The following is a 22226-nucleotide window of genomic DNA, read 5'->3' as shown; positions in this document are numbered from 1 at the left end:
TAAAAATATGAGGTAAATATGCGCATTGGTATTGACTTAGGTGGAACAAAAATTGAAGTCATTGCACTTTCTAACGAAGGAAAAGAATTATTTAGGAAGCGAGTACCTACACCTAGAGGTTCTTATGAAGCGACGCTTTTAGCTATTAAAGGATTAGTAGATGATGCAGAGCGAGAAACAGGACAAACTGGTACAGTCGGTCTTGGCATTCCGGGCACAATTTCTCCTTTTAGTCATAAAGTGAAAAATGCGAATTCTGTTTGGTTGAATGGTCAGCCACTAGATAAAGATCTTTGTGCATTATTGGGGCGAGAAGTACGTATTGCAAATGATGCAAATTGTATGACGGTTTCAGAAGCAACGGATGGTGCTGGCGCTGGAAGTGAAGTTGTATTGGCGCTGATTTTAGGGACGGGATCGGGTTCAGGGATTGCGATTAATGGTAAACCACACAATGGTGGTAATGGTATTGGTGGTGAATGGGGACATAATCAATTACCTTGGATGGATGAGGAAGAATTAGAAGTCGCTCGTCATAATCAATGCTACTGTGGTCGTTATGGCTGTGTTGAGCAATTTGTCTCAGGGACAGGATTGTGTGATGACTATGAGCGCCGTTCAGGTAAACGACTAAAAGGTGATGAAATTGTCGCCCTTTCTGAACAGGGCGATGAAATCGCTGAACAATCTCTTCAAGCGTATGAGCGTCGTTTAGCGAAAGCCTTATCTGCTTATGTGAATGTGCTTGATCCTGATGTGATTGTGTTTGCAGGCGGGGTATGTAATATCGATCGTCTTTACACTAATGTCCCGAAATTAATGCCGAATTATATTTTTGGTCGAGAATTTCATACACCTATTCGTAAAGCGTTGCATGGCGATTCCAGTGGGGTACGTGGCGCTGCTTGGTTATGGCCATTAGAGAAATGATAAAACTTTTTAAAAAGAGACCGCACTTTATACCGTAGATAAAGGGGGAGTGAATGAAGCGTTCTGAAATTAATCAGGCTATCCGTGAGGCAAAAGCCTTAATGCAACAATATTGTTTTCATTTGCCTGAATTTGCTTACCACAATTTACAAGATTGGCGAGAGCAAGATTTAAATGCTCAACAAGAATTATTAGATGCACGTCTTGGTTGGGATGTGACGGATTTTAATCTCCATGATTTTGCCAAATTTGGTTTAACCTTATTTACTATTCGAAATCAATCTTCTACTAATAGTAAGCCCTATGCAGAAAAGATTATGATGGTGAAAGAAGGACAAATTACACCGATGCATTACCATTGGAAAAAAATGGAAGACATCATAAATCGTGGTGGTGGAACTTTAGTGATTCGTCTATATCAACGTGATGAACAAACAGATTTATTAGATGAAAAAGCGGATATTCAAGTGGCAGTTGACGGTAAACAAATTACGGTAAAAGCAGGGGGGATAGTTAAATTAAAGCCAGGACAAAGTATTTGTTTAACACCTTTATTATACCATAGTTTTTGGGCAGAAGAGGGTGTGGTATTGGCTGGTGAGGTGTCAATGGCTAATGATGACTTAACCGATAATCGCTTTTTAGAGCCGTTAGGGCGTTTTTCACAGATTGAAGAAGATGAGAAACCAATTCATTTATTATGTAGCGATTATCAGCATTATTTAATGGGAGTATAAAATGGCATTATTGAACTTAAAGTCGATTCTAGCAGTTGCAAATCAACATAAATTTGCTGTAGGTGCATTTAATGCGATTGATTCTAATTTTATTGATGCAGTCTTTGCTGCGGCACAACAACAGCAATCACCTGTTATTATTAATGTGGCAGAGGTGCATTTAAAATATATTGATCTAGAGCCGACCGTAGAATATATCAAGAAAAAAGCCGCGCTAGCAGGGGTGCCAGTATGTTTAAACTTAGACCATGGTTTAACGTTTCCAACCATTGAGCGCGCAATTAAGTGCGGTTTTTCTTCTATCATGTTTGATGGCTCACAACTCTCTTATGCAGAAAATATTGCACAAACACGTAAAGTAGTTGAGCTTTGCCAAAATTATGGGATCTCTGTTGAGGGAGAATTAGGTGCTGTTGGTGGAGATGAAGGTGGTGCACTAGAAAGTCGTGCGGATGTCGCGTTGTATACTAAAGTTGAACAAGCGGTGGAATTTGTCCATGAAACGGGAATTGATGCACTTGCGGTTGCGATTGGAAATACGCATGGTAAGTATAAGGGTGTACCTAAACTTGATTTTGAACGCCTTGAGCAAATTCATCAAGCGGTTTCTGTACCATTAGTATTACATGGTGGATCGGGGTTAAGTGTAGAAGATTTCCAAAAAACGATTCAACGCGGAATTTGTAAAATTAATTTCTTTACAGGTATGTCACAATCGGCATTACAGAGTGTAGAACAAGATATTAATAATACGGAATTAGATACAAAATATAATTATTACCTTATTATGATGAATAATATGCAACAGGCAATTAACCGAACAGTTGTAGAACAAATGCACATTTTTGATAGCATTAATAAGGCACATTTATATGCAGGATCGTAACGGTATTTTAGCCATTGGTAACTTATTAGTGGATAGGACGTTAGTGATTTCGGACTATCCACAAGAATCCATGTTAGCCACTATTTCAAAAATGGAATTACATTGTGGTGGTGGCTGTACTAATGTATTGTTTAATCTTGATAAACTTGATCCTAACTTACCTCGTTTTCTCGCTGGGGCAATTGGCAAAGATAGTGAAGGGCAGTTTATTTTACAGCAAGCCCATCAACATCGTGTTAATGTTGAAAGTGTGGTAACTGTCGATCTCCCAACATCATTCACTGATGTGATGATCAATTCAAAAACAGGTGACCGCACTTTTTTTCATTATGTAGGGGCGATGGCAGAGTATCGGATAGAACATCTTTTTCAACTCAATCATTCTGCGAAAATTGCACATATCGCCTATTTACCACTATTACCGCAGTTTCTTGATGTAGAAAAGTTGAAAGCAATGCTTACTGAATTGCATCAACGTGGTTTTTTGGTTTCGATTGATTTAGTGTCTGTTTCGGATAAACAGATTTTCATACAACAAATTCAACCGATTTTAGCTTTTGTCGATTATGTCATTATTAATGACGTTGAAGCAAAATTGCTTACGGATTCTGTTCACTTAGATTCGACTCAAGATGTTTTACCGTACATGGCAGAAAAAATTATGTCACAAGGTGTGCGTGAAGCTGTGATTGTTCATGATCCCAAATGGGCTGCCGCAATCAATAAACAAGGTGAACAAATTGCTGTTCCATCATATTGGGTAGAAAAAAATAATATTGTCAGTACATTAGGTGCAGGTGATGCGTTTTGTACAGGTGTACTTTATGGCTTACATCATGATTTACTTTTACATGAGGTATTGCAATTAGGGCACGGTTTAGCCTATTTCAATTTATTTTCCATTTCGGCAACAGATGGTGCAGTGAGTTATCAGGAACTGAAGCGTTTTATTGCACTGAATAAGTCCTAACTTGAGGAGTGAATTATGTATATCGGTCTTGATTGTGGCACGCAAGGAACAAAAGCAATCGTAGTAGATAGCCAGCAGAAAAAAGTGATTGCTGTTGGTTATGCAGCACATGAAATCATCGAAAATAGCGAAGGACGTCGAGAACAGCAACCACAATGGTGGACTGCGGCCTTAGTGCGCGCATTTCATGAGGCAATAAAATTAGCCAAAATTGAACCGCACTTAATTAAAGGGATTGGTGTATCGGGGCAACAGCATGGGCTAGTGATGTTAGATGAGAATGATCAGCCTCTATATAATGCAAAACTTTGGTGTGATACTGAAACTGCAGCTGAAAATGCGGAATTTATCCAATTATTAGGTGGAAATGAACAGGCATTTGCTCAATTAGGTATCATGCCACAAACGGGCTATACTGCCTCAAAAATTGCATGGTTTAGAAAACATTATCCTGAACAATATCAACGTATAGCCAAAATCATGTTGCCGCATGATTACCTGAACTATTGGTTGACAGGGCACTTTTGTATGGAATATGGCGATGCATCTGGGACAGGGTATTTTGATGTAGCTAATCGCCAATGGGATCTTGATGCTTTCCGTTTACTCGCCCCTGAACTTGATCCACAAAAAGTATTAGCCCCTTTGGTTTCAGCAGAACAGAAAATTGGCACTATACGCCCTGAAATTGCTAAGTTATTAGGCTTATCTCCTCAGGTAATAGTTTCTACTGGTGGGGGTGATAACATGATGGGGGCAATTGGTACGGGCAATATTAAACAAGGTATTGCCACGATGAGTTTAGGCACCTCTGGTACACTGTATGCTTATACGGATACACCTCTCAGCGATTTACCAATGGAAATTGCCAATTTCTGCTCAAGTACTGGTGGATGGCTACCTTTAGTGTGTGTCATGAACATGACGTCAGCGAATAAAAATGTAATGGATTTACTGCAAATTGATGTGAAAAAATTTAATGAATTTATTCAACAAAGCCCCATTGGCGCAGAAGGTATTACTATTCTGCCTTTCTTCAATGGTGAGCGTGTGCCTCCGCTACCACAAGCCAAAGCCAGTATTTTAGGGTTAGATGCGGCTAATTTCACCCAAGCGAATTTATGTCGAGCCATGATGGAAGCTGCCAGCTTTACTTTACGTTATGGTTTAGATTTATTCCGCCAAGCAGGCTTATCCACTTCACAAATTCGTTTAATTGGAGGGGGGGCAAAAAGTGCAGTTTGGCGGCAAATGATCGCGGATATCATGAACACTGAGGTAGTGTGCTTGAAAGAGGAAGAAGCAGCTGCCCTAGGAGGTGCAATCCAAGCCATGTGGGCAAATGGTGAAGGGGAGTTAACAGAGTTATGCCAAGACTTTGTGCATCTTGATGAGGAGTCTGTTGTTCAACCAGAACCACAGAGTTTTGTTGAATATGAACGAATTTATCAACGATATTTAACATTATTACAGCAATATTCTGCATAATTAATGAAATATACCTTAGGTTAAATGACAAAAGTTATTTAACCTATTTTTTGTTCTAGACTAATAGATTACTACTGAAATGAAATAGAAGAAGTCTATTTACAGCTCTTTTTGTTTTATGAGTAAATTTGTTTATAACTCTTTGTCCCACGCCCACACAGTGATAAACTATCCAACAATTTTTTTCGATTTATAAACCGTTTTTAGAACTTAACAGGTATATCAATGCGTACAAGTCAATATTTATTCTCAACCTTAAAAGAAACGCCTGCGGAGGCAAGTATTGTTAGCCATCAATTAATGTTGCGTGCGGGGATGATTCGTCCTTTAGCATCAGGGCTTTATACTTGGTTACCGACAGGTTTACGTGTGTTAAACAAAGTAGAAAATATTATTCGTGAAGAAATGGATAAAAGTGGTGCATTAGAAGTCAAAATGGCGGTGACACAACCAGCAGAATTATGGCAAGAATCAGGTCGTTGGGAAGAATATGGACCTGAATTATTACGTTTTAAAGATCGTGGGGAGCGTGATTTTGTAATTGGACCTACTAATGAAGAAGTGATCACTGACTTAGTACGTCGTGAATTGAGTTCTTATAAACAATTACCACTTAATTTATATCATATTCAAACTAAATTCCGTGATGAAGTACGTCCACGTTTTGGCGTGATGCGTTCGCGTGAGTTTGTGATGAAAGATGCCTACTCTTTCCATACCACACACGAATGTTTGCAAAAAACCTATGATGTGATGTATGAAACCTATTCGAATATTTTTAACCGTTTAGGTTTAGATTTCCGTGCAGTACAAGCAGATACCGGCTCGATTGGCGGGAGTGCTTCACACGAATTCCAAGTGTTAGCCCAAAGTGGTGAAGATGATGTCGTGTTTTCAACTGAGTCAGATTTTGCCGCCAATATTGAGCTTGCTGAAGCCGTGGCATTAGGCGAACGTGGTGCTCCAACAGAAGAATTGCGTTTAGTCGATACGCCAAATGCAAAAACGATTGCCGAATTAGTTGAACAATTTAATCAACCTATTGAGAAAACTGTGAAAACGTTAGTGGTACACGCGACTAAAGAAAGCGGTCACAAGTTAGTGGCGTTGTTAGTGCGTGGTGATCACGAGTTAAACGAAATTAAAGCGGAAAAAGTCGATATTGTCGCTAGCCCGTTACAATTTGCAACAGACGAAGAAATCCGTAATGTAGTGGGGGCTGGTACGGGTTCTTTAGGCCCAATTAACTTACCAATGCCAATTGTGATTGATCGCACTGTTGCAAATATGGATAACTTCTCAGCGGGCGCGAATCAAGATGGTAAGCATTATTTTGGTATTAACTGGGAACGTGATTTACCAGTGCCACAAATTGCCGATTTACGTAATGTGGTGGAAGGCGACCCAAGTCCAGATGGTAAAGGCGTGTTACAGATCAAACGTGGTATTGAAGTGGGTCATATTTTCCAATTAGGAACGAAATATTCAGCAGCAATGAATGCCACAGTACAAGGCGAAGATGGGCGTCCACAAACTATGATCATGGGTTGCTATGGTATCGGTGTAACACGTGTCATTGCCGCAGCGATTGAACAACATCATGATGAACGTGGTATTATTTGGCCAGAAAATATTGCGCCGTTTAAAGTGGCGATTGTACCAATGAATATGCATAAATCTGAAAGCGTACAACAATTTGCAGAAGAATTATACCGCACTTTAATGGCACAAGGAGTGGAGGTGATTTTCGATGATCGTAAAGAGCGTCCAGGTGTGATGTTTGCGGATATGGAATTGATCGGCGTGCCACATATGATTGTGATTGGTGAGAAAAATCTTGAGAAAGGCGAAATTGAATATAAAAATCGTCGTTCTGGCGAAAAAGAAATGATCGCTAAAGAACAATTACTTGATGTGTTAAAAGCAAAATTTAATCAATAAGTTGAACCACAGATAACAAAAAATGCGAGTTTATTACTCGCATTTTTTTATGTTGTAAATTTAAGGCTGAATTATTTTCTTGCCAAAGGTGGTACAAAAGTTAAACCTAAATCCCAAGGTTGTTCGATCCAAGTGTTTTGTGGAATATCAATGACATAATCATCCACTAATGGCGCACCTGCAGGTTTTGCGAATACAGTGACAAATCTTGCTTTTGGATACATTTCACGGATTGCACGCGCAGTATTGCCTGTATCAACTAAATCATCAACTACGATAAAACCGTCACCATCACCTTCTGCACGGTGTAACACTTTTAATTCACCTTGTTCTGAATGGTCGTGGTAACTCGCGATACAAACTGTTTCAACATGACGAATACCTAATTCACGTGCTAATACAGCGGCAGGAAATAATCCACCACGACTGACCGCGATAATCCCTTTCCATTGAGAGGCGGGGAGTAAACGCTCTGATAATTTACGTGCGTGCATTTGGAACATATCCCAAGTCACTACATATTTTTCACTCATAGACACACCTATTTAAAAACGGAGGAGCAATTTTGCTCGTAAAATAAAATTGCGTTAGGATAACCTGAAATAGCATTTTATGCTATAATTTTGCTGGTTTTTTTCGCAGTTTTATACATAAAATAATAACAAATCTCAAATTAGGAGGCGTTATGTCAGAGATCCAAACATTACAACCAAAATTACTGTGGAAATGGTTTAGTCAAATCTGTGCAATCCCACATCCATCTTATCAAGAAGAACAAATTGCTCAGTTCATTGTACATTGGGCAAAGGGAAAAGGCTTTTATGCTGAACGTGATGAAGTAGGTAATATTTTGATCCGTAAACCTGCAACCGCAGGTATGGAAGATCATGTGCCTGTAGCATTGCAAGCCCACTTGGATATGGTGCCACAAGCTAATGAAGGTACACAGCATGATTTTAAGAAAGATCCAATTCAACCTTATATTGATGGAGAATGGGTAAAAGCTCGTGGTACAACATTGGGTGCTGATAATGGAATTGGGATGGCGTCTGCATTAGCAGTATTAGATTCTGAAGACTTGGTACACCCGCCTCTTGAAGTTTTATTAACGATGACTGAAGAAGCTGGTATGGAAGGGGCAATTGGCTTACGTCCAAACTGGCTACAAAGCGAAGTCATGGTTAATACCGATACAGAAGAGAATGGCGAAATTTACATTGGCTGTGCTGGTGGTGAAAACGCGAATATCTCATTAGAAATTGAACGTAAACTGAATACGTTTGAACACAGTTATCAATTGGTACTAAAAGGTTTTTCTGGCGGTCACTCTGGTGGTGATATTCATACAGGACGAGCGAACGCAATTAAAGTACTTGCTCGTTTTTTAGCAAGACTGACTCAAGATGAACCTCAATTCCAATTTTCCTTAAGCGAGATTCGTGGCGGCTCTGTACGTAATGCTATTCCTCGTGAAGCTTTTGCTACATTAGTATTTAATGAAGGACTAGATACATTGAAAAATGCGGTTCAAGATTTTGAAAGTGTATTAAAGCATGAGCTAGCAAAAGTAGAACCTAATCTAACATTTACACTACAATCTGTAGAAAAAGCGGATACAGTTTTCTCACAAAGTACAACACATAAAGCAATTCATTTATTGAATGTATTACCAAATGGTGTCATTCGTAATAGTGATGTGTTAGACAATGTAGTAGAGAGTTCATTAAGCATTGGTATATTGCGTACAGATGAGACTCATATTAAAGGAACAATTTTAATTCGTTCATTGATTCATAGTGGAAATCGTTATGTTGGTAGTTTATTGAAATCTTTAGTTTCTTTAGTCGGTGCTGAAGTTGAGTTTAATGGCTACTATCCAGGTTGGGAGCCACATAATGATGCGCCGATTGTGAACTTAACAGAGAAAATCTATGCGGACGTACTCGGGTATGCGCCAGTAGTTAAAGTGATTCATGCAGGTTTAGAATGTGGTCTTTTGAAGAAAATCTATCCAAATATAGATATGGTTTCTATTGGACCAACTATTCGTAATGCCCATTCACCTGATGAAAAAGTACATATTCCAGCAGTTCAAACTTATTGGGCATTATTAACGAAATTATTAGCGGCAATGCCGAAAAAATAATCTTTAAATAAGAGTAAAAGTGCGGTCAGAATTTACAAAAAGTTGACCGCACTTTTTTAGACTAATAACAATTCAATATCCATTTCAACAATCTTTTCTTGTGCATTAATTAATAATGCTTTGTCGCAAATGATTTGATCGAATGTATCTAATGGATAGAGTAGAAAGGTTGCAACTTTACCGTATTTTGATGAGTCAGTAACAAGGATATTACGTTGGCTTGAATGCACAATAGCACGTTTTACGGGTAATTTATCTTCATCGGGAGTAGTTAAACCCTGTAAATTCCAAGACGACGTAGAAATGAAAGCTAGATCAATCGATACATTACGCAGAAACTGAGCAGAAAGTTCACCTACAGAAGAACGATTTGCTTTACATACACGTCCACCAGTATGGATTAAGTCGCAACGACCATGAGCAATGAGAAAATCCACAATACCAAAATCATTCGTGATAATTAACACATCTTCACGTTCTGTAATATGTTTTGCGATTTCTAAGGTAGTTGTTCCTGCATCGAGATAAATTGTTGCGTTAGAAGGAATCAGATTAGCCGCAGCAAGACCAATCGCGGCTTTTTGTTGATGAAAAAGCAATGACTTATCATCACGAGTAGGCTCTGAAATTAGACGCTCTAATAATTGAACTCCACCTGAAACAGAAATGACTTTGCCTTTTTCTTCTAATTTTTGAATATCACGGCGAATGGTCATATGCGAAACGCCCATGATGTCGACTAAATTAGCAATTCGCATAATGCCTTGTTGGTGAATTAAGTTAAGAATTTTTTTCTGACGTTCTGCAGGAATTAACATTATTTTACATCCATTCAAATAAAACCAGTGAAATTATACGCCTATTTCCCTTTTTTGTATAAGAATTTACTTTTGTAGTATTAAAAATAGCCTTAATTAACAAAAATTAACATTTAATTGTTAATTTTTGAGATCTTGATCGCAGATTTATTTGTAAAAAGCAGGCAATATAGGGCGTAAGAGCTATTCGTTGAATAAAATTTAGTGGAGGAACTTATGAGTCAAGATTTTTCAGTGGCAGTAATTGGTTTAGGTGCTATGGGAATGGGTGCCGCACAATCCTGTTTGCGCGCGGGCTTAGCAACTTATGGTGTAGATCTGAATCCAGTTGCTCTAGAGAAACTAAAAGCAGAAGGAGCACAAGTTGCACAAAGTGCGGTGAGTTTTGCTAAAGATTTAGATGCTGTAGTGTTACTTGTTGTGAATGCAAATCAAGTAAACGCGGTATTATTTGGTGAAAATGGGCTGGCAGCACATTTAAAACCTGGCACAGCTGTGATGGTTTCTTCAACAATTTCTGCTCAAGATGCACAACAAATTTCACAAAAATTAACAGAGTTAGGTTTATTTATGTTAGATGCACCTGTTTCTGGCGGTGCAGCAAAAGCTGCCGCGGGTCAAATGACAGTAATGGCATCAGGTTCAAAGCAAGCCTTTGATAAGTTACAGCCCGTTTTAGATGCGGTGGCAGGCAAAGTGTATAACATTGGCGAAGAAATTGGTTTAGGCGCAACAGTTAAAATTGTACATCAATTATTGGCAGGTGTGCATATTGCTGCGGGTGCTGAAGCGATGGCATTAGCGGCACGAGCAGGGATCCCACTTGATTTGATGTATGACGTTGTGACTAACGCAGCAGGTAACTCATGGATGTTTGAAAATCGGATGAAACATGTGGTAGATGGTGACTATACACCATTATCAATGGTGGATATTTTTGTGAAGGATTTGGGGTTAGTCACAGATACGGCAAAATCGCTGAAATTCCCATTACCGCTAGCAAGTACAGCATTTAATATGTTTACTTCCGCTAGCAATGCTGGTTACGGTAAAGAAGATGATAGTGCCGTGATTAAGATTTTCAGTGGTATTGAATTACCAAGTAAAAAAGGAGATGCGTAATGTTAGGTGTGATTGCAGATGACTTCACTGGGGCAAGTGATATTGCGAGCTTCTTAGTCGAAAATGGATTAAAAACAGTCCAGATGAATGGCGTACCTGACTGTGCATTACAAAGCCAAGTTGATGCTATCGTCATCAGCTTAAAATCGCGTTCTAATCCAGTTGAAGAAGCGATTGCGCAATCTTTACAGGCGTTAGAGTGGTTGCAGCAAAATGGCTGTAAACAGTTTTATTTTAAGTATTGTTCTACATTTGATAGCACTGAGAAAGGTAATATTGGTCCAGTCACAGATGCATTATTAGATGCGTTACAAGATGACTTCACTATGATTTGTCCTGCATTACCTGTGAATGGACGTACTATTTTTAATGGCTATCTATTTGTTGGTAATGTGCTTTTAAATGAATCTGGTATGCAAAATCACCCAATTACGCCAATGAAAGATGCGAATTTAGTGCGCTTAATGGACAAACAAGCACGAGGAAAGACTGGCTTAGTAAGCTATTCAGATTTAATGAAAGGTGCGGATTTTGTGAAGTCACGTTTTGCGGAATTAAAACAGCAAGGCTTTCGTTATGCCGTAGTGGATTCTGTAGATAACAGCCAATTAGCAGTACTTGCAGAAGCGATTGCCGATTTTAAATTAGTTACAGGTGGTTCAGGATTAGCCGCCTATATGGCAGCACGCTTAAGTGGTGGTAAACAAGGGGATAATGCGCTATTACCAAATAAAGCAAAAACAGTGGTGTTGTCTGGCTCTTGTTCGGTTATGACGAATAAACAAGTGGCGAAATATGCAGAAAAAGCACCGCACGTTTATTTAGATGTCGCGCAAAGTATTTCAAACCCAGCCTATGCTGATGAACTTGCCCAATGGGTTCTTGCAAATTTAAATCATACGTTAGCACCAATGGTATATGCCACAGTATCACCAGAGAAACTGAAACAGATTCAAGCAGAATTTGGTGCAGATAAGGCAAGTCATGCAATCGAAAATACTTTTGCTCAGTTAGCCGAAAAATTAAAAGCAGCAGGTGTAGTGAACTTCATCACCGCAGGTGGGGAAACATCAAGTATTGTCGTACAACAATTAGGTTTTACAGGTTTCCACATCGGCAAGCAAATTGCACCAGGTGTGCCTTGGTTAAAAGCATTAGATGACAATATTTTCTTAGCACTGAAATCGGGTAACTTTGGTACAGAAGACTTTTTTGCTTTTGCACAAGGAATGTTTGTATGACGGAATTAGAACAAAAAATTGAAATGGTCAAACTTGCGCGCTCGTTGTTTGAGCGCGGTTATACTGTCGGTGGGGCAGGAAACTTATCAGTTCGTTTAGATGACAAACGGATTTTAGTCACGCCAACAGGTTCATCTTTGGGTCGTTTAGAGGCAGAAAGTTTATCTGTACTTGATATGGATGGCCATTTGCTATCTGGTAAAAAACCATCGAAAGAATCGGTATTCCATCTCGCGATGTACAAAAAAAATCCAGATTGTAAAGCGATTGTTCACTTACATTCTACGTATTTAACTGCGTTGTCTTGTTTGGAAAATTTAAATCCAGAGAACGCGATGCAAGCGTTCACTCCTTATTATGTTATGCGTGTAGGGAAATTACCTGTGATTCCTTATTATCGTCCAGGAGATGTGAATATTGCACGTGAATTAAGTGAAAGAGCCTTATCTGGCAAAGCATTTTTATTAGCTAATCATGGTGTTGTGGTGACAGGCAGTGATTTAGTGGATGCTGTTGACAATACTGAAGAATTAGAAGAAACCGCAAAGCTGTATTTCATTTTGCAAGGACAAAAAATTCGTTATTTCACAGATAGCGAAGTGAAAGATCTCGAAAATAGAGGAAAGTAAGATGCCAAAATTTGCAGCAAACTTAACAATGATGTTCACTGAAGTGCCTTTTTTAGATCGTTTTGAAGCCGCTGCGAAAGCAGGATTTAAATATGTTGAGTATTTATGGCCCTATGACTATCCAGCAGATGTATTGAAGGCGAAATTAGATCAATATGGCTTACAGCAAGTGTTGTTTAATACGTCAGCTGGCAATATTGATAACGGTGAATGGGGTGTATCTGCTATCCCAAATCGTGAAGCAGATAGTCAACATGATATTGATTTAGCTCTGGAATATGCGCTGGCACTTAACTGTCCTAATGTACATATTATGGCAGCTGTAGTACCAGAAGGGGCTGATAAAGAGCAATATAAGCAAACATTTGTGAAAAATATTCGTTATGCGGCAGAAAAATTTAAACCGCATGGAATAAAAATTTTATTGGAAGCGTTAAGCCCACAAGTGAAGCCTAATTATCTGTTAAAAAGTCAGTTTGATACTTTAGAAATAGTAAATCTAGTAGACAGAGATAATGTATTTATTCAACTTGATTATTTTCATGCACAAAATGTCGATGGCAATTTATCCCGTTTAACGGATCAGTTAAAAGACAAAGTAGCACATATTCAAATTGCTTCTGTGCCAGATCGTCATGAACCTGATGAGGGTGAAATAAATTACCAATATCTTTTTGATAAGTTAGATCAAATTGGTTATCAAGGGTTTGTTGGCTGTGAGTATAAACCAAGAATTGAGACAGTTGCGGGTTTAGATTGGTTTAAGCCTTATCAGCAAGAATAAAATAGGTGATCACAATGAATTATCAGTTACTTTCTTATCCATTGGATGTAAAAGACCCCGGATTTCCAGGTGAACCTACACTAACTTATGATATTTGTACAAGTACTGCACAAGGTGATGTGTATAACAGTGCTATTATCCATTTATTTAATCATTTTGGGACACACTTTGATGCGCCTAAGCATTTTAACCCAAATGGTTTAGCCATTACTGAGCTACCTTTAACGTATTTCATTTACGAGAAACCACTGTTAATTGATTTGCCAAAATCCGCAGGTTCGTTAATTGAACCTGAAGATTTAGCACCTTATTTAATGCAGATTAAACAAGCTGATTGTCTATTGATTCGTACTGGTTTAGAGCAATTAAGAGCTAAGGACCCACAGCAATATGCCGCAAATGGCGGTGCAGTGAGTATTCAGGCAGCAAAATATTTGATTGATCATGCCAGTAATTTAAAAGCTATTGGTTTTGATTTTATCTCTCTTGCTTCACCAGCTAATCCTGATCATGGTGTTGAAGCGCATCAAGTGATGTTGGGAATGTATAAAGAAAATTTTATTTGCATTATTGAAGATATGAAGCTATCGCAACTTGATAGCAAAACTTTAAAACGTGTTTTAGCAATGCCTTTATTAGTCAAAGGAATTGATAGTGCACAAGTCACCGTGCTGGCAGAAGGAGCTTAGTATGAACTTAATGAAAAATTATTTTTGGGGATGTGTATTTTTATTATTTACTTTTCTAAGTGCTTATCTTGCGTCTTCTATTGATCGTGATTTTGGACGGATTGAAGTCAGTTCAGTAAGTTTTATGACGGAAGAGATGCAACCTATGGTAGGTAAGCTTTATCGCCCTGTTTCTGCAACTGCAGAGACGCCGAAACCAGGGTTATTAGCATTACATGGTTATCAAAGTGATAAAGAAGCAACCAGTACTTTTGGTGCATTAGAATTAGCAAAACGAGGTTTTGTTGTATTGGCGATTGACCACTTTGGACATGGCTATTCAACAAAATTACCTGCATCTAATAAAAATATGAGTGGGGCAAATAATGGTTATCAATATTTGAAATCTTTATCTTTTGTTGATAAATCTCGTCTCGGTATTTTTGGGCATTCAACAGGTGCACTAAATGCAATTCGTGTTGCTAAGCTCAATCCTGATCACAAAGCAGTCAATGGATTAAGTAGTAATGGTGGTGATATGGAACTAAATAACTACTTATTAACTCAAGGTTTATATGAGGAAATTGGTGGTTATCGTGAAAGAACGTTCCCTGTTAAAAATTTAGTGACTCACCCTAAACGTTTAAGTGCTTTTGGTTTGCCTGAAAATGATACATTAAAGTGGGATCATACCTATGGTGATTTTAATGATGGCTCTGCACGTCGTGCAGCTATGGTTGATGGTACACATCTTGGCGTGATGATTGCGGCTGATAGTAATAAAGAAGCAATTCTTTGGTTTAACCAAGCACTACAAAATGGCGAAAAAGGGGAGGATTGGCTTGAACCTGAGCAGCAAACATATTGGTACAAAGAATTTGCAGGCTTATTTGCCTTAGGATCAGCCTTAATTGCGGCATTATGTTTTGCAAGTGGGTTATTAAATAGTGCATATTTCTCTGTTGCTCGTAAACCAGTAACTGAAAAAACAGCTATTTCTGATAAACAATGGTGGGTGTTTGCTGCGGTCAATATTGTGTTGACGATGTTGCTTTATCCATTGTTTACTCAGTGGGGTGGCGCTAATGAGCCTATCGCATCTAAATTGAGTTTTATGCCACTGGAAATGGGTAATGGTATCATTCTATGGTTAGTGGTGAGTGGGATTGTTGGCATCATTTTATTCAGTTTATGGAAAAGAAAAGCTACTATTTCTCTCGCAGAATTTGGTGTTACCAGCCATTCTTCAGTATTAACAACAAGTCAAATTATTGGACGTTATTTACTCCTCAGTGTCATGTTAATTTTAGGTTTGTACCTACTTACAAGCTTAATTTATCAAGCGTTGAGTGTCGAGTTACGCTTCCTATGGCCTTTATTGAAACCATTAACAGCAGAACGTTTTAGTTTATTCTTTGTTTATTGGTTACCAATTTTAGCATTTTTCTTCATTTTTAATGGGTTGATTGTTTCAGTGCAAATGAAACAAAAATTGGCGGCATCTTTTAGCTCAACACTCATTATTTGGAGTATTAAAACAATCATTTTTGCCACAGCTGGATTAGTTATTTTGTGGCTATTCCATTTTGTACCTGGCTTTATGCAAATGGGACCTGGCTTTGATTTACTCGGTCTACCACAATTTGGTGGACGTTGGATGATGATGTTAGCAGTTGTTATTCCACAATTCATTGTGTTTACCGTAATCAATCACTGGTGCTATTTGAAAACTGGCTACATTTATTTAGGGGTATTTTTCACCTCTCTCTTAATGACTTGGGTTTTAGTGGGTGGTCAAGTAATAGGTCGATTCCTCGCATAAAATTTAGTTAGTCAGCAACGTTGTAATGAAGCAGTAAAAATGCCCTGCTGTTGATGGGTAGGGCATTTTTTACATCCTAAACCTTGAATCGCATAAAATGTAGTCAAAGTGCGGTCAGAATTTGAGGAGAAAATGATGAAAATTGTTATTACAGGAGGACAAGGATTTCTTGGACAACGTTTAGCAAAAACCTTGTTATCCCAGTCTAATGTGGTAGTTGATGAGCTTGTTTTGATTGATGTAATTAAGCCCATCGCACCCAATGGTGATCCAAGAGTACGTTGTTATGAAATGGATTTACGTCAGCCAGTGGGGCTAGAGGACATTATTGATAGTAAAACAGATGCCGTGTTTCATTTAGCCGCCATTGTGAGTAGCCATGCTGAGCAGGATCCAGATTTAGGTTATCAAATTAATTTTTTAGCAACACGTAATTTGCTTGAAATTTGTCGTCATAATAACCCTAAAATTCGTTTTATTTTCACCAGCTCTTTAGCCGTATATGGTGGTGATTTACCTGCAGTGATTCAAGATCATACCGCTGTTACACCACAATCAACCTATGGTGCACAAAAAGCAATGTGTGAGCTATTAATCAATGATTATAGTCGTAAAGGTTTTGTTGATGGAATTGCTTTGCGTTTACCGACGATCTGTATTCGTCCTGGTAAACCAAATAAAGCCGCCTCTTCTTTTGTGAGCAGTATTATTCGTGAACCATTACATCAAGAAGAAGCAATTTGTCCTGTATCAGAAAAACTGAATTTGTGGCTATCTAGCCCAAATACTGTCGTTAATAATTTTATTCATGCACTTAAACTTCCTTCTTTACCTGCACGCGATTGGCATGTCATCAATTTACCTGGCTTCAGTGTGAGTGTAGAGCAAATGCTAGCCGATTTAGTGAAAGTGAAAGGAGAACAAATTTTACAGTATGTAAAATTTGAATTTGATGAAGGCATAAATAATATCGTCGCAAGCTGGCCTGCTGCGATTGACTGTTCACAAGCATTTGGTTTAGGTTTTAGCGCCGATCAAAATTTTGCTGATGTGATTCAACAATTTATTCAATGTGATATGTAACGGGAGGCGTTATGTTTGGATTACCTATTCCAATTATCGGCTTGTTAGTTGCCGTATTTGTCTTAGTGTTTTTAGTGCTAAGAACAAGAGTGCATGCTTTCATTGCGATGCTGATTGCTGCTGCTATTGCTGGCTTAATCGGCGGAATGAGCGTAGATAATACTTTAGGAGCAATTACTAAAGGTTTTGGTGGTACTTTAGGGGGGATCGGGATCGTTATTGGTCTTGGTGTCATGATGGGAAGTATTCTTGAGGTCTCTGGTGCCGCTGAGAAAATGGCATATAGCTTCATTAAATTTTTAGGTAAGAAAAAGGAAGAGTGGGCATTAGCTATTACAGGCTATGTGGTCAGTATTCCAATTTTCGTTGACTCAGCATTCGTTATTCTTTATCCAGTAGCGAAAGCATTAGCTAAGAATGGTAAACGTTCATTATTGACATTAGGGGTTGCATTAGCAGGGGGATTAGTTGTAACTCACCATACCGTACCACCAACACCAGGTCCATTAGGTGTCGCAGGCTTATTTAGTGTTGACATTGGTGCGATGTTGTTAGTTGGTATGGCGATGGCAGTACTTCCTGTTGTAGGTATAGTGCTTTATGCAAAATGGTTAGATAAAAAATACCCAACATTTAACCAAGAAGTATTTAGTCAAGAAGAGCTCAAACAAAAATATGATGATTACATCGAAAGTCGTGAGAAAAAAAATCTACCGAGTTTAGGTTTATCATTGCTACCAATTTTATTACCAATCGGGTTGATTTTCATTAAAGCGATTTTAGGCTTAATGGCAAAAACAAATCCAGCGTTGGCTGAAAATACATTGTATCAAGTATTCAATTTCATTGGTCACCCTATGATTGCATTAGCTATTAGTGTATTAGTGGCAGTATATACTTTATTACCTAATGTAGATAAAACGACGACCGCATTGCATTTAGAAGAGGGCGTAAAAACTGCAGGGATTATTTTATTAGTGACTGGTGCTGGTGGAGCATTAGGTGCGGTTTTACGTGAGAGTGGTGCAGGTAAAGAGCTTGCAGAGCAAGTTGCAGCCTTACCTATTTCACCGATCTTGATTCCATTCATTGTATCGACGTTAGTCCGCTTTATTCAAGGCTCAGGCACAGTCGCTATGATTACGGCTGCATCAATTTCTGCGCCTATTTTAGCTCAAATTCCAGGCGTGAATATGCTATTAGCTGCACAAGCTGCAACAATGGGCTCGCTATTCTTCGGTTATTTCAATGATAGTTTATTCTGGGTTGTTAACCGTATGATGGGAATCAATGATGTGAAAAAACAAATGATAGTATGGTCTGTACCGACAACAATCGCGTGGGCAATTGGTGGTAGCACAGTAATTTTAGCCAACTTGATTTGGGGTAATGATGGTTCGATTACTGATTTATTATTACCACTTGGTGTGCTTGCTGCGATTCTCGCGTATGTCAATGTACAAAGTAAGAAACTGTAATTAATTTACTGAATGAATAGCAACAACATTATCTTGTTTGTTGCTATTCTTTTGTATGGAGCTTTATTATGTTAAGAAAAATGCTGATTTTATCTTGCGTGAGTTTTCCCTTATTCAGTTCAGCTACCGCGCAAATACCTGATAGTCCACAAATTCCACAAGCGATCAAAGCAACGTTGTTAGCTGATGTGACAGAGAAGGGGGCAAAAATCACTGGTGTTGCACTGGAATATGAATCGAATTTGTTAGCAGGGAGTGATTTACGTCAAGTTTATCAAATTCATACCGCACTTGAGCAAGCAGAAGCTATGCCAAGAACTTTACTAAGAGCTTATGTCAATGATACACCAAGTAAGTCATATCAAAGTAAAGCTGGGCGTTTTGTAATATTAGAGCTTGATGAACGAGATAAAAATGCAGATTTTTATTCGCTAAAAGTAGAGAATAATCAACCTGTTAAATTTAAGTCGAAAGATACTGCGGGACAGCTTGTAGAAGTGGAAAAAGTACAGGCTAATCGTGTCCCCGAATTTTATGATGATAAATTAGTCTATACGATTAAACAGGCAGGCTTGTTAAAGTTAACTAATGGTAAGACATTGCAACCTAGTGAAATTAAACAAACTGCAGCTAAAACCCAAGTCAAAACGCGTTATATTGATGATTTTACTGCTCATTCGGTATCTTTAGCAAAGGCAGATAATCAATTACTTTATCGTTTATACAAACCTGTTTTACAAGAGGGTAAAAAGTATCCATTAACACTGTTTTTGCATGGTTCAGGGCAAGTTGGTCAAGATAATATAGCTCATTTATTATCGAGTAAAGGTGCAATGACTACTTTACAATATGAGGATGGATTTGTTCTTGCCCCACAATATGCCTCTGTATTTGATCCATTTGATAAAAAAGGAATTCATTGGCAAACAAATAATCGTCATCAGCTAGTATTTAAGATGATCGATGAAGTTATCGCGAATAATCCTTATATCGATACAGCACGTATTTATATTGTGGGCCTATCCCGTGGAGCGGAAGGTGGCTTGTATTTATTACAAAAACGACCGCACTTTTTTGCCGGTGCATTATTGATGAGTGGTCGGGAAGCTAATACGGTTGAATGGGTAGATGGTAATGCGACAGCTGAAAGTTTATCTGCATTGAAAGATGTTCCAATGTGGTTTTTCCATAGTGTCGAAGATAAAATCTCACCTGTTGCTGGTTCTCGGATTAATTATGATATTCTAAAAAATAAAGTGAACGCAACAAATGTGAAATACACTGAGTTTAGCGTGCAGCAGGCTGGCGATAATGGCATTATCAATAATAACCCGCATAATACTTGGGATGCAGTTTTTAATAGTCCAGAAGCAATCATGTGGCTCTTAGAGCAAAGGCTAGTAAAATAAGTTTAGGAAAGTAAAGTTCCTCGCTTTTTGATTGCCATGTTTGTTATGGAGGTCAAAATGATAGAATTTGGGGAAATCTGACTGTACTTAAATCTCATATAGTGAAAATAAAAACGCATATCAAAGTGACATGCGTTTTTTTAGATTCTGTTTCAAGTAAATATACTAAATCAGAATTTTCAGTCATAAAAAAGGCGTAATAAAATACGCCTTCTTTCTGTTTTGCTCGTTAAGCCTAATTATTTAATAATCTTAGCTACAACACCAGCACCCACTGTACGACCACCCTCACGAATCGCAAAGCGTAAACCTTGGTCCATCGCAATCGGGTGAATTAAACTTACAGTCATCTTGATGTTATCACCTGGCATTACCATCTCAACACCTTCTGGTAATTCAATTGTTCCCGTTACATCAGTTGTACGGAAATAGAATTGAGGACGGTAACCTTTGAAGAACGGAGTATGACGACCACCTTCTTCTTTTGATAACACGTAAACTTCTGATTCAAAGTCTGTGTGTGGTGTGATTGAGCCTGGCTTCGCTAATACTTGACCACGTTCGATTTCTTCACGTTTAGTACCACGTAATAAAGCACCAACGTTCTCACCCGCACGACCTTCGTCTAATAGTTTACGGAACATCTCAACACCCGTTACTGTTGTTTTTGTGGTTTCTTTAATACCAACAATTTCAACCTCTTCACCAGTACGGATAATTCCACGCTCTACACGACCTGTTACTACTGTACCACGACCTGAAATTGAGAATACGTCTTCAATTGGTAATAAGAATGGTTGGTCGATTGCACGCTCTGGCTCTGGAATGTAAGTGTCTAAGTGACCCGCTAATTCAAGAATTTTCTCTTCCCACTCTGGTACACCGTTTAATGCTTGTAACGCTGAACCACGTACGATTGGTGTATCATCACCTGGGAAATCATATTGAGATAGAAGTTCACGTACTTCCATTTCAACTAATTCTAATAACTCTTCATCATCTACCATGTCACATTTGTTTAAGAATACGATGATGTAAGGTACACCTACTTGACGACCTAAAAGAATGTGCTCACGAGTTTGTGGCATAGGACCATCAGTCGCTGCTACTACTAAAATAGCACCATCCATTTGTGCAGCACCTGTAATCATGTTTTTTACATAGTCTGCGTGTCCTGGACAGTCAACGTGTGCGTAGTGACGTGTTGCTGTATCGTATTCTACGTGTGATGTGTTGATAGTAATACCACGCGCTTTTTCTTCTGGCGCATTATCAATTTGGTCAAATGCACGAGCCGCTCCACCAAAGTGTTTTGATAATACTGTAGTGATTGCTGCTGTTAAAGTTGTTTTACCATGGTCAACGTGGCCGATTGTACCCACGTTTACGTGCGGTTTTGTACGTTCAAATTTTTCTTTAGACATTGAGAGTCCCTCTAAACAAACACGGTTATGGATGGTTCAATATACCACATTAACCAAAATTCAAAATTTGTTGTTAATTATAGGACAGAAAGGAAGTTTAAGACTGGTGCTGATAGGCGGATTTGAACCGCCGACCTCACCCTTACCAAGGGTGCGCTCTACCAACTGAGCTATATCAGCGTATGGAGCGGGCAGCGGGAATCGAACCCGCATCATCAGCTTGGAAGGCTGAGGTAATAGCCATTATACGATGCCCGCAGTCCTAAATTCATCTGACCCATCAGAATGCGATTCATTTAAAAAATGGTGGAGGGAGAAGGATTCGAACCTTCGAAGGCTGAGCCGGCAGATTTACAGTCTGCTCCCTTTGGCCGCTCGGGAATCCCTCCGCGTTAAATGAACACCTGCAGAGAAGAATGGTGCCGACTACCGGAATCGAACTGGTGACCTACTGATTACAAGTCAGTTGCTCTACCTACTGAGCTAAGTCGGCATCTCATAAGCAAGTGAGGCGTATTATAGGGAAATTTTTATCGCTGACAAGTATTTTTTGAAAAAAAATGTTTTTTTTTAATTGTTCGCCTAATTATCAGTCAAAATATAGTTTTTTTATTATAAATTTTGCTGTTTTTAAAAAAACTTATGCGATT

General features: G+C 38.6%; 19 protein-coding genes and 4 tRNA genes. 16 read left to right on the top strand and 7 right to left on the bottom strand.

What is annotated here, in order from left to right; genetic code table 11:
• Nucleotides 1-18 precede the first annotated feature (18 nt).
• From mak to proS, 6 genes are all read left to right on the top strand, one after another.
• Entirely contained in the window at nucleotides 19-930 is a 912-nt protein-coding gene (gene mak, locus K7G93_RS07775) for a fructokinase (protein WP_049214905.1), read from the top strand.
• Nucleotides 931-983: 53 nt separating this feature from the next.
• Nucleotides 984-1667 (top strand): D-lyxose/D-mannose family sugar isomerase, encoded by a 684-nt coding sequence (locus K7G93_RS07770; RefSeq protein ID WP_226690398.1) that lies wholly within the window; start codon nucleotides 984-986, stop codon nucleotides 1665-1667.
• A 1-nt stretch (nucleotide 1668) separates the two neighbouring features.
• A complete protein-coding gene (locus K7G93_RS07765) occupies nucleotides 1669-2553 on the top strand; it encodes a ketose 1,6-bisphosphate aldolase (RefSeq protein ID WP_160531864.1) in 885 nt (294 codons plus the stop codon).
• Nucleotides 2540-3523: a carbohydrate kinase family protein gene (locus K7G93_RS07760; RefSeq protein ID WP_226690397.1), complete on the top strand. Its 984-nt coding sequence runs from the start codon at nucleotides 2540-2542 to the stop codon at nucleotides 3521-3523. The genes K7G93_RS07765 and K7G93_RS07760 overlap by 14 nt, the downstream gene beginning before the upstream one ends.
• Before the next feature lie 15 nt (nucleotides 3524-3538).
• Nucleotides 3539-5011 (top strand): xylulokinase, encoded by a 1473-nt coding sequence (xylB, locus tag K7G93_RS07755; protein WP_228400356.1) that lies wholly within the window; start codon nucleotides 3539-3541, stop codon nucleotides 5009-5011.
• 225 nt (nucleotides 5012-5236) lie between these two features.
• Nucleotides 5237-6952: a proline--tRNA ligase gene (gene proS, locus K7G93_RS07750; RefSeq protein WP_226690395.1), complete on the top strand. Its 1716-nt coding sequence runs from the start codon at nucleotides 5237-5239 to the stop codon at nucleotides 6950-6952.
• 71 nt (nucleotides 6953-7023) lie between these two features.
• On the opposite strand, the gene gpt is transcribed toward proS, so the two are convergent.
• Entirely contained in the window at nucleotides 7024-7485 is a 462-nt protein-coding gene (gene gpt, locus K7G93_RS07745) for a xanthine phosphoribosyltransferase (RefSeq protein WP_049214915.1), read from the bottom strand.
• 152 nt (nucleotides 7486-7637) lie between these two features.
• Here gpt and K7G93_RS07740 point away from each other — a divergent pair, with 152 nt between their 5' ends.
• Complete coding sequence (locus K7G93_RS07740; protein WP_224045759.1) at nucleotides 7638-9098, top strand: aminoacyl-histidine dipeptidase; 1461 nt, start codon at nucleotides 7638-7640, stop codon at nucleotides 9096-9098.
• Between the two features lie 56 nt (nucleotides 9099-9154).
• Here K7G93_RS07740 and K7G93_RS07735 read toward each other — a convergent pair whose 3' ends face one another.
• Entirely contained in the window at nucleotides 9155-9916 is a 762-nt protein-coding gene (locus K7G93_RS07735; RefSeq protein ID WP_049214919.1) for a DeoR/GlpR family DNA-binding transcription regulator, read from the bottom strand.
• Nucleotides 9917-10132: 216 nt separating this feature from the next.
• On the opposite strand from K7G93_RS07735, the gene ltnD reads away from it, so the two are divergent.
• The 9 genes from ltnD to K7G93_RS07690 all read left to right on the top strand — a co-directional run bounded on the left by ltnD (nucleotide 10133) and on the right by K7G93_RS07690 (nucleotide 20152).
• Nucleotides 10133-11038: an L-threonate dehydrogenase gene (ltnD, locus tag K7G93_RS07730; RefSeq protein ID WP_115323245.1), complete on the top strand. Its 906-nt coding sequence runs from the start codon at nucleotides 10133-10135 to the stop codon at nucleotides 11036-11038.
• Complete coding sequence (otnK, locus tag K7G93_RS07725) at nucleotides 11038-12279, top strand: 3-oxo-tetronate kinase (RefSeq protein ID WP_223667577.1); 1242 nt, start codon at nucleotides 11038-11040, stop codon at nucleotides 12277-12279. Before ltnD ends, otnK begins: the two co-directional genes overlap by 1 nt.
• Nucleotides 12276-12908, top strand: a complete 633-nt coding sequence (gene otnC / locus K7G93_RS07720) for a 3-oxo-tetronate 4-phosphate decarboxylase (RefSeq protein ID WP_226690394.1) — start codon at nucleotides 12276-12278, stop codon at nucleotides 12906-12908. The genes otnK and otnC overlap by 4 nt, the downstream gene beginning before the upstream one ends.
• Before the next feature lies 1 nt (nucleotide 12909).
• Nucleotides 12910-13692, top strand: coding sequence for a 2-oxo-tetronate isomerase (otnI, locus tag K7G93_RS07715; RefSeq protein ID WP_049214927.1), 783 nt, complete (start codon nucleotides 12910-12912; stop codon nucleotides 13690-13692).
• Nucleotides 13693-13706: 14 nt separating this feature from the next.
• Nucleotides 13707-14381 (top strand): cyclase family protein, encoded by a 675-nt coding sequence (locus K7G93_RS07710; protein ID WP_049214929.1) that lies wholly within the window; start codon nucleotides 13707-13709, stop codon nucleotides 14379-14381.
• 1 nt (nucleotide 14382) lies between these two features.
• Entirely contained in the window at nucleotides 14383-16182 is a 1800-nt protein-coding gene (locus K7G93_RS07705; protein ID WP_160531872.1) for an alpha/beta hydrolase, read from the top strand.
• Between the two features lie 135 nt (nucleotides 16183-16317).
• A complete protein-coding gene (denD, locus tag K7G93_RS07700; RefSeq protein WP_160531876.1) occupies nucleotides 16318-17265 on the top strand; it encodes a D-erythronate dehydrogenase in 948 nt (315 codons plus the stop codon).
• Between the two features lie 11 nt (nucleotides 17266-17276).
• Nucleotides 17277-18743, top strand: coding sequence for a GntT/GntP/DsdX family permease (locus K7G93_RS07695; RefSeq protein ID WP_049214934.1), 1467 nt, complete (start codon nucleotides 17277-17279; stop codon nucleotides 18741-18743).
• A 68-nt stretch (nucleotides 18744-18811) separates the two neighbouring features.
• Nucleotides 18812-20152 carry a carboxylesterase family protein gene (locus K7G93_RS07690; RefSeq protein WP_160531874.1) on the top strand — a complete coding sequence of 447 codons (1341 nt, stop codon included), beginning with the start codon at nucleotides 18812-18814 and terminating at the stop codon, nucleotides 20150-20152.
• A 239-nt stretch (nucleotides 20153-20391) separates the two neighbouring features.
• Here the strand turns inward: K7G93_RS07690 and tuf are convergent, their stop codons facing one another.
• The 5 genes from tuf to K7G93_RS07665 form a co-directional block, all read right to left on the bottom strand.
• Nucleotides 20392-21576, bottom strand: coding sequence for an elongation factor Tu (tuf, locus tag K7G93_RS07685; protein WP_049214773.1), 1185 nt, complete (start codon nucleotides 21574-21576; stop codon nucleotides 20392-20394).
• A gap of 104 nt (nucleotides 21577-21680) precedes the next feature.
• Nucleotides 21681-21756, bottom strand: a tRNA-Thr gene (locus K7G93_RS07680).
• 3 nt (nucleotides 21757-21759) lie between these two features.
• Nucleotides 21760-21834: transfer RNA gene (locus K7G93_RS07675), tRNA-Gly, on the bottom strand.
• A 46-nt stretch (nucleotides 21835-21880) separates the two neighbouring features.
• Nucleotides 21881-21965 (bottom strand) — tRNA-Tyr (locus K7G93_RS07670).
• Between the two features lie 28 nt (nucleotides 21966-21993).
• Nucleotides 21994-22069: transfer RNA gene (locus K7G93_RS07665), tRNA-Thr, on the bottom strand.
• Nucleotides 22070-22226: the final 157 nt, after the last annotated feature.

The sequence above is a fragment of the Pasteurella canis genome (genome assembly GCF_020810675.1).
Lineage (GTDB): Bacteria > Pseudomonadota > Gammaproteobacteria > Enterobacterales > Pasteurellaceae > Pasteurella > Pasteurella canis.
Note: the sequence above shows the minus strand (reverse complement) of the source record. Positions and strands in the feature narration are given on the sequence as shown.